The organism is Bacillus cereus group sp. N21 (assembly GCF_016483395.1).
GTDB lineage: Bacteria > Bacillota > Bacilli > Bacillales > Bacillaceae_G > Bacillus_A > Bacillus_A pseudomycoides.
Window position 1 is genome coordinate 1 of sequence record NZ_JAEHBX010000112.1, and the last position, 9,724, is coordinate 9,724.

Consider the following 9,724-nt stretch of genomic DNA (forward strand, 5'->3'; position numbering starts at 1 on the left):
ATCGCATCATAATCTGTAATTTATTAGGAAATTCAGGTCCTACTTTTTTTATAATTTATTTTTGCACCAGAACCATATTTTCAACATACCCTTTCTAAAATAAAATTCTATCTTTATACATTACATTTTAAATCACTAATTATTGCATTTTGGATAAAGTCTTGCTGACTATGAAGAAAAAAATGATCCCCTTCTATCATACGTACTTGATTAAAGCCTGTTGTAAGTTCTCCCCAAGCTTTTAGATTTCTCTCATCAATTCTTACATCTTGTGATCCACCAAAAACAGATATGGGACAGGTTAAAAGATTCCCTCTTTTATAAAGGTACGTATCACAAACTTCAAAATCCCCACGTAAAATCGGCTCGTATATCTCCATTAATTCCTTATTTTCAAGTACTTCCTTAGGTGTACCATTTAGGTTACTCAATTCTTGAAGAAACTGCTCTTTAGGAAGATTATAAATAGTTCGATGAATATTTTTTAAATGTGGGGCTGCTTTTCCCGATACAAACAAGTGAAGTGGAGAAACATTCTCCTCTTTCACTAAAGTTCTTGCTAATTCAAAAGCAAGGAGTGCTCCCATACTATGACCAAAAAAAGCAAATGGCTCATTCACATAAGGCTGTATTCCTTGTTTTAGTCCTTCTACCATTTTACTTACTGAACGTGGTATCTCTTCAAAAAAGCGTTTGTCTCTTCCTGGAAGTTGCACAATATGTATTTCAATATCAGCAGGAAATGTTTTTTCCCATCCTCTGTATACCATACTTCCTCCTCCTGCGTATGGAAAACAAAAGAGTCTTAATTTAGGCTGATTCCGCAATAAAAGACAAGTAAACCAGTTGGAATTATTTATCTGTTGTGTCATATTATTTCTCCTTATCTAAGATATAAATTCAATACTGATTATCATACTTAAGCATTAGAATATTGTATTCTTCAATTAAAGTTTGTTTAACTCTCACCCTAAATTCCAAATTATGTTCACTATATTTAGTATGACAATAAAAAACTGAAGAGTTGCTTATAATATGTTTTACTAATTTCTATAGAATTCTCATACATCCAAATATAATTAATTTGTTAGCCGCTACGAACAACTAAGGGCTCTATAACTTTAGCATTTATCCTACATCTTCCTGACAATAATACGAATATGCTTTTCATAATTTTCTTCTAGGCATTGCAATGTATACACCATAGCTTGAAGTAATAATTGCACATCATTTTGCCTCTTTAGGAACGCCTTGTTCGTTGGGAGCATCGCCCTTAAATAACCATCCCGAGTCTCTACCTCCATCTCTACATGGCATAACTTCTCTATTGAATTTACCGTGCCGATAGTGACTGTAGACACATTCGAACAGACAATATCTTCACCATAGGAAGCATAATCTGCATGCCCTTCCACAATAAACCCTTGAATACAATTGGAGTTTTCAATTAATACTGAAATAGAGATTATAAAACTCATCCTTATCTTCTAGTAGCTAAATAACATATTCAGATACGCAATATACATTACAAAAAATTAATCTCCTACCTAATCCCTCCCGTTATACAAGCAGTGCCGATAACAGAAGGGATAGACAGATGTTATTCACTAATTTTTAAATAACCCTTAAAACATACAATTATTTTGTGACTGCATGTAATATTCCTAATTCATCTGGTGATAAAAAACCGGATGAAATCATATATTCTACAATCTTTTGTAAATATTCAATATTAATTTCCGGCCATTGAAAATCTATTATTTCTAACTTCTTTTGTGTCCTAATTGAATCTAGTTTTACTACTTTATATCGCTCATCCATCTTTTCTCCTGATACCATGAGCATTTGAAGGTCTTCTTGCCTATTTTCATCCTGAGATATTTTTAACATGATTCGCTCGTACTCAGAATCATCAAGAACTTCAATCGAATGCCCTATTTGTTCAAATATTCCAACCATATCTTTAAGTTCCAGTTTCTCATGATTATACATATGGAAAATATACTCCTGAACATTATCAGTATTTATATTCGAAGTGATTAATCTAATAATTGCATTACTGCAATAGTCAACAGGTGTGAATTCCACTTTACTCGATAATAAATTATTTGTTACAACACCGTATTGCAACATAAATTTTAGACGACTCATAAATGCATTGTCTACAATATTAGTTTGGTGCTGACCATCACGATATCTATTAGTAAGATTACCTACTCGATAGATGTTTGCATTGACCCCTTTGGATATCGCTTTGAAAATCTCATGCTCTGCTAAAAATTTACTTTTCACGTAGACATTATCTTCATAATTTTGTTTAATATAAAAATCATTTTCCTTAAATACTTTTTCCTCTTCTCCTAACGCAAACTGTCCGGACACACTCGTTGTAGATACATAATGTAGCTTCTTGTCATTCCCTACAAATGTTAGTATCTCTTTTAACGCCTTAACATTTGCTCTCTCAAAATCGGCGTAATCTCCAAAGTGTTTTGTTAGAGCAGCTGCATGAATTACAGTCTTAATATTTTTATGAAGGGTTACATATATATCTTCGTTTAGACCCAATCTCTTCTCAGTCAAATCTCCATTTACAATAAAAATCCGTTCATTTATTAATGACTCATACTTAGTAAATTTGTCTTTAAAATAAAACCATAAGTTTTTCAATAAACGTACTTGAGCTTCTTCCTCATCTCTTCCACGGATTAAACAGTACACTTTACATTTTGTAGTATCAAGTAATTGTTCCAGTAAATGTATACCTAAATATCCTGTAACACCTGTTAACAACACCGCACTACTCTGGTCAAATGTTTGATGTAATTTTTCTGTTTCTCCTCTTTTCTTAGGTGGCTTTAAAAATTGTATCCGCGATTTATTCGACTGTAAATATGAGCTAGTTCCATTATCGATTTTTTCTGCTATTTTACTTATTGTTTGTAATTCATAATAATCCTTAACTGTTACATTCCAGCCTTCAGATAATGTTCTCACTAATGTCTCCATAATTTTCATTGAATGTCCACCCAATTCAAAGAAATTATCATGCACACCAATTGTTGATTGCTCAATACCCAATACACCCGACCAAATTGTTACTAATTTTTTCTCCGTCTCATTGCGAGGGCCGATATGCTCTACACTTGTCTGTATTACACGATCCCATTTAAGTAAAGCTTTAGTATCAAATTTACCATTAATCGTCAGTGGCAGGGCATCCATTTTTACAAAATGAGCTGGTACCATGTAATTTGGAAGGTGTGCCTTTACATGTTCTCTCCAGTCTTGTACACTCCCTTCACCTACGACATACGCGACTAATCGTTTATCTCCATGTTCATCTTCTTGAGCTATTACAACAACCTCTTTAATCATAGGGTGTTGACCTAATACGGTTTCAATTTCTCCTAATTCAATTCGGAAACCTCTAATTTTAACTTGGTTATCAATTCGGCCTATATACTCTAAATTTCCATCTGGTAAATATTTAACAGAATCACCAGTTCGATATAATTTGGCATTAGAATCACCATTGAATGGATGCGGAATAAAGGAAGCTTCTGTCAATTCAGGACGATTTAAATAACCACGTGCTAATCCAGCTCCTCCAATACACAGCTCTCCAGCCATACCGATAGGCACGGGCTGCTGATTTTGATCCAATACATACACTTCCACATTGGAAATTGGACGTCCAATATGAGGTTGACCATTTCCTTCATAAATTCCTGCGGTTGCGCAAACTGTTGCTTCAGTTGGTCCATAAGCATTGATAAATATACGATGATTTGACCAACGTTTTGCGATTTCTTCACTACAAGCTGAACCTGCAGAGACAACTACCTTGAGATGTTCAAATTTGGATTCATCTAACGCATTTAACACTGTCGGTGGTAAAGTAGCGTGTGTAACCTTATTATTTTGTAAAAATTTCGTTAATGGTTCCCCAGGCATAACCTCTTCTTGGTCATTTACACATAATGTTCCACCAGCTACAAGCGTTGTAAATATTTCAAATACTGCCGCATCAAATGATAGGGAAGCAAATTGGATTACTCTACTCTTTGAATTTAATTGCATTAAGTCAATAATAGTATGAACAAGATTACATAATCCCTTTTGTTCCAGTAACACACCCTTCGGGTTCCCAGTAGATCCCGATGTATAGATTACATAGGCTAAATTCTCTGGAGCCACTTCAATTATTGGATTAGTAATACTCGCTTGTGAAATCATTTCTTGATTTTCATCTAAACAAATATTCGCTATTCCTTCTGGTAACCACCCATTCACATTTCTTTGTGTTACCATCAGTTTAATATCCGCGTTATCCAAGATGTACTTAAGCCGTTGTTCTGGATAGGTTGGGTCCAGTGGCACATATGCACCGCCTGCTTTCAGGATTCCAAGCAGACCAACAATCATTTCTAAAGATCGTTCCACACAGATTCCAACCATCGTCTCAGGCCCTACACCTTTTTTCTGTAGAGAATGAGCCAATTGATTCGCTCTTTCATTTAATTCTTTATAAGTAAGTTGGTGATTCTTATATACTAAGGCTACTGCTTCTGGTGTTTGTGCTACCTGTTGTTCAAATAGTTCTTGAATAATATATTCCGTCGGATATTCTACTCTTGTATCATTCCATTCCTTCAATAATTGCTTCTCTTCCCCTCTACTCATCAGTTTCAAACTTCCAATAGATTTTTGAGGAGAATCCATCACTTCACTTAACCAATTTTCAAAATGCTTAGCCATTCTCTGTATTGTCAAAGCATTAAATAAATCTGTATTGTACTCAAAGGCTACTTGTAATCCTTCTTCAGTTTCTTCCATCCCTACTGTTAAATCAAACTTCGCTACTGCCATATAATTTGGAATTGGTTCTAAACTATGATCTAATATTTTTGATAGCTTTCTTGAATGAGTTTGTAAAGTAAACATCGTTTGAAATATTGGTGAATGACTAGCATTTCGTTCTGGTTGTAATACTTCAACTACTTTCTCAAAAGGAACATCTTGATATTCTTGAGCTTTTAATGCTTTTTCTTTCACCTGTGTTACCAATTCTTTAAATGTTAAATCATCAGTAAGGTTTGCACGATATACAAGTGTATTAACAAAAAATCCAATAAGTTCTTCAATTTCCTTATAATTTCTATTAGCAATAGGACTTCCTACTAAAATATCTTTTTGTCCGGTATAACGTGAAAGAAATCCTTGATATCCAGCTAACAAAGTCATAAATAGTGTGGCATCTTCCTCCCGGGAAAATGTTTTAATCTTATCCAGTAATGCAACTGGTAAAGTAACTTGATACGTATCTCCCTTATAACTTTGTACTGCTGGGCGTGGAGAATCAAATGGTAGTTGTAATACTGGAAGCTCTCCGCTTAGTTCTTTCTGCCAATACTCTAATTGTTGTGCGAGTGCCTCGTCCTTTAGCCAATCACGTTGCCATTGTGCGAAGTCAGCATATTGAAGTGCTAAAGGTGGCAGTTGCACTGTTTTCTCCTCTATAAATGCTTGATACATGGCAAACCATTCATCAAGTAAAATTCCCATAGACCAGCCATCAGAAATAATATGATGCATTGTACAAAGAAGTACGAGTTCCTCTTCTTCCATGATAATTAACTGAGTTCGAATTAATGGTCCTTCGCTTAAATGAAATGGTGTTTCTATTTCGCTTTGAGTTAAAGTCTTCATTTGGAGCTCTTTTTCTTCCTGCGAAAAGTGACGCAAATCAATTACCTGTAACGATTTTTTGGTATAAGCTTTGATAACTTGCATCGGTTCACCATTAATTTCTTGAATTACTGTACGTAACACTTCATGCCTACGTAGCAGCGCATTATATCCTTTTTCTAATGCTTCAATTCCCCATTTTCCTTTCAAGTGCCACGCAGTTGGAATATTATAAATCGAACTATTTGGTTCAAGCTGATCCAAGAACCACAATCGTTGCTGAGCATAAGACAACGGTACTCGTTCTCCTCGTTCCTTTGGTTGTAATGGTGGAATTTCATAGCCTTTATCCTCTTGTAATAACGTTGTTATCCGCTGTGATAGGCCTTCAATAGTAGAGTACTGGAATAATTCACTTAATGGTAACTTAATTTGAAACAATTCTTGTAAACGCGAAACAACTTGAGTCGCTAACAGAGAGTGTCCACCCAATTCAAAGAAATTATCATGCACACCAATTGTTGATTGTTCAACACATAATACATTCGACCAAATCGTCACCAATTTTTTCTCCGTCTCATTGCGAGGGCCAATATGCTCAACACTTGCCTGCACTACACTATCCCATTTAGGTAAAGCTTTAGTATCAAATTTCCCATTAATCGTCAGTGGTAAAGCATCCATTCTTACAAAATGGGCTGGTACCATATAATTTGGAAGTTGTGCTTTTACGTGCTCTCTCCAGTCTTGCACGCTTCCTTCACCTACGACATACGCGACTAATCGTTTATCTCCCGTTTCATCTTCCCGAGCCAATACAGCGACTTCTTTAATCATAGGATGTTGGCCTAATACGGTTTCAATTTCTCCTAATTCAATTCGGAAACCTCTAATTTTAACTTGGTTATCAATTCGACCAATATACTCTAAATTTCCATCTGGTAAATATTTAACAGAATCACCAGTTCGATACAATTTGGCATTAGAATCACCATTGAATGGATGTGGAATAAAGGCTGCTTCTGTCAATTCAGGACGATTCAAATATCCACGTGCTAATCCAGCCCCTCCAATACACAGTTCTCCAGCTACACCAATAGGTACAGGTTGCTGATTTTGATCCAATACATACACTTCCACATTAGAAATTGGACGTCCAATATGAGGTTGACCATTTCCTTTATAAATTCCTGCAGTCGCACAAACTGTTGCTTCTGTCGGACCATAAGCATTGATAAATATACGATGATTTGACCAACGTTTCGCAATCTCTTCACTACAAGCTGAACCTGCAGAGACAACTACCTTGAGATGTTCAAATTTGGATTCATCTAACACATTTAACACCGTCGGTGGTAAAGTAGCGTGTGTAATCTTATTATTTTGTAAAAATTTCTTTAATGGTTCCCCAGGCATAACATCTTCTTGGCTACTTACACACAATGTTCCACCAGCTACAAGCGTTGTAAATATTTCAAATACTGCCGCATCAAATGATAGGGAAGCAAATTGGATTACTCTACTGTTAGAATTTAATTGCATTAAGTCAATAATAGTATGAACAAGATTACATAATCCGTTTTGTTCCAGTAACACACCCTTCGGGTTCCCAGTAGATCCCGATGTATAGATTACATAGGCTAAATTCTCTGGAGTCACTTCAATTATTGGATTGGTAATACTCGCTTGTGAAATCATTTCTTGATTTTCATCTAAACAAATAATCTCTATTCCCTCAGGTAACCATCCTTTCACATTTCTTTGTGTTACCATCAGTTTAATATCCGCGTTATCCAAGATATACTTGAGCCGTTGTTCTGGATAGGTTGCGTCCAGTGGTACATATGCACCGCCTGCTTTCAAGATTCCAAGTAAACCAACAATCATTTCTAAAGATCGTTCCACAGAGATTCCAATCATTGTCTCAGGTCCTACACCTTTTTTTAGTAGGGAATGAGCCAATTGATTCACTCTTTCATTTAATTCTCTATAAGTAAGTTGTTGATTCTTACATACTAAAGCTGTTGCCTCTGGTGTTCGTGCCACCTGTTGTTCAAATAATGCTTGAATAACATATTCTGTCGGATACTCTACTCTTGTATTGTTCCATTCCTTCAATAATTGCTTCTCTTCAGCCTCATGTAATAAATTAACTTTAGAAATGCCTGCTTCACAATTATGTAAAACAGATGCAATAAATTGCTCTAAATAACGAGTTAATCTCAAGATTGTATCTTCATGAAAAATATCTCTATTATATTCGAAATTACCACAAATCGCTTTGTCATTTTCTTGTTCAATAAATAATGTTAAATCAAACTTGGCTATATTCTTTTCTAAACTACAAGGAGACAATGTTAGTCCATGTAAATTAAATTTATTCGTAGAATTTCCCAAAAAAATCGCTGCATCTTGCCTACTAGCCTTTTGTAACACAAATCCAGTTTGAAAAATAGGTGAGTAACTAATATCACGACTTGATTCTAATTCCTTCAACATCATGGAAAAAGGATAGTCTTGGTGTTTCACACAATCCTTTAGTTCCTCATTAAGAATATTTAAAAGTTCCTCAAATGAATAACCATCCTTAAAATTAATTCTAATAGGAAGCATATTAACAAAATATCCACAAGTATTACGAAAATCTTTGTTCCGTCTTCCAAATCTAGGTGTTCCTACTATAATTTCATTTTGTCCTGAATAACGATGTAAAAAAGCAAAGTAAAGAGATAATAAGACTGTATTAAGAGTAAAACCTTTTTTATCACAGAATTTAAGTAAACTCTCACTAATCTCTCTACTTAGTTTAAAAGGCACCAATCCTCCCTCATACGAAGGAACAGGTGGTCGCTTCTTATCAATCGGCAATTCTAATACCGGTATCTCACCTTTAAGTTTATTTTTCCAAAATACCTTCGATGTTTCCCCAGTTTCGCTTAACAATAAATTTTCTTGCCAAGAAACGAAGTTCGAATATTGAGATATAACGGTTTTCAAATCATGATTTGTTCCTTTTTTTAAGTGTTTATATATTATTCCAAACTCATCTAATATTAGTGATATAGACCAACCGTCAATAGCAATGTGATGCCATACTAAAAGCATAATATAATGATTTTCAGCATAGCGAAACAATCTCACTCTAAACGGTGGCTCTTTTTCCAATACAAAAGGTTTGTACGACTCTTGATACAACTCTTGATTAATAGAAGATAATTCTTCAGTACCTATATCAATAACTTTAAAATCTAGAAACGGCTCACTATAAACCTTCTGTACAGGATCTTTCTCCATAGCAAAAATAGATCGATAAATCTCATGGCGGTTGATAATTTCAATAAAAGCTCTTTTTACAAGTGAAACATCTAATTCCGAGTAAACATGCCAAGCAAATGGTTCGTTATATGAAGATTTATCTGGATACAAACAATACTGCAAAAAAAAGTCCCTTTGCCCTTTTGATAAAGGGATAGTTTTAATATTTTTTTTACTTATCAATCTACTTACCTCCATTAGATTTTTTTACAAAATACAGCTATTAACAATTCCGTATAACTCAAGATATCGTACTTAAAATTCATGACATGCTTAGTTCTTCCGAAAAATGATTAAAAATAGCATAAATAACAATATTTCTATTTATTCAACTGATTTCTACCACTAGTTGACCTTATTCTTCTATCTCAATTCTCAATTAAAGTAACTCTCCTATTTGAATTGATTTCTTTAGTAATGTGATTAACTAAGATGCATAGTAGATTGAGAAACGTGTTATTGCTAATACTGTAATTTAATATCCAATAACTCTACTAATTATATGTTAATATATTGTAAAAGATTGTCGAAATTTGGAATAGTTAACATTTTTTACCGAACGAAGTATAACGTTGTCTGAATTCTGATTTTTCAACTGAAAACATTAAATTTAACCACTCTAAGTATAATTGAATAGTTTTTATGGTTCTGGTGCAAAAATAAATTATAAAAAAAGTAGGACCTGAATTTCCTAATAAATTACAGATTATGATGCGAT

The 9,724-nt window shown here is 34.3% G+C and carries 3 protein-coding genes; all 3 read right to left on the reverse strand.

Annotated features, from left to right (window positions below):
• Window positions 1-113: 113 nt before the first annotated feature.
• The gene (locus tag JDS96_RS28675; RefSeq protein ID WP_274605976.1) at window positions 114-872 is read right to left on the reverse strand and encodes a thioesterase II family protein; all 759 of its coding nucleotides are present in this window, start codon (window positions 870-872) and stop codon (window positions 114-116) included.
• Window positions 873-1,133: 261 nt separating this feature from the next.
• The gene (locus tag JDS96_RS28680) at window positions 1,134-1,478 is read right to left on the reverse strand and encodes a ribosomal-processing cysteine protease Prp (protein ID WP_199668845.1); all 345 of its coding nucleotides are present in this window, start codon (window positions 1,476-1,478) and stop codon (window positions 1,134-1,136) included.
• A gap of 160 nt (window positions 1,479-1,638) precedes the next feature.
• Window positions 1,639-9,204 carry a non-ribosomal peptide synthetase gene (locus tag JDS96_RS28685; RefSeq protein ID WP_274605977.1) on the reverse strand — a complete coding sequence of 2,522 codons (7,566 nt, stop codon included), beginning with the start codon at window positions 9,202-9,204 and terminating at the stop codon, window positions 1,639-1,641.
• Window positions 9,205-9,724 lie beyond the last annotated feature (520 nt).

Coding starts and splice junctions, on each gene's coding strand:
- JDS96_RS28675 (WP_274605976.1), bottom strand. CDS start 872: ATGACACAACAGATAAATAATTCCAACTGGTTTACTTGTCTTTTATTG.
- JDS96_RS28680 (WP_199668845.1), bottom strand. CDS start 1,478: ATGAGTTTTATAATCTCTATTTCAGTATTAATTGAAAACTCCAATTGT.
- JDS96_RS28685 (WP_274605977.1), bottom strand. CDS start 9,204: ATGGAGGTAAGTAGATTGATAAGTAAAAAAAATATTAAAACTATCCCT.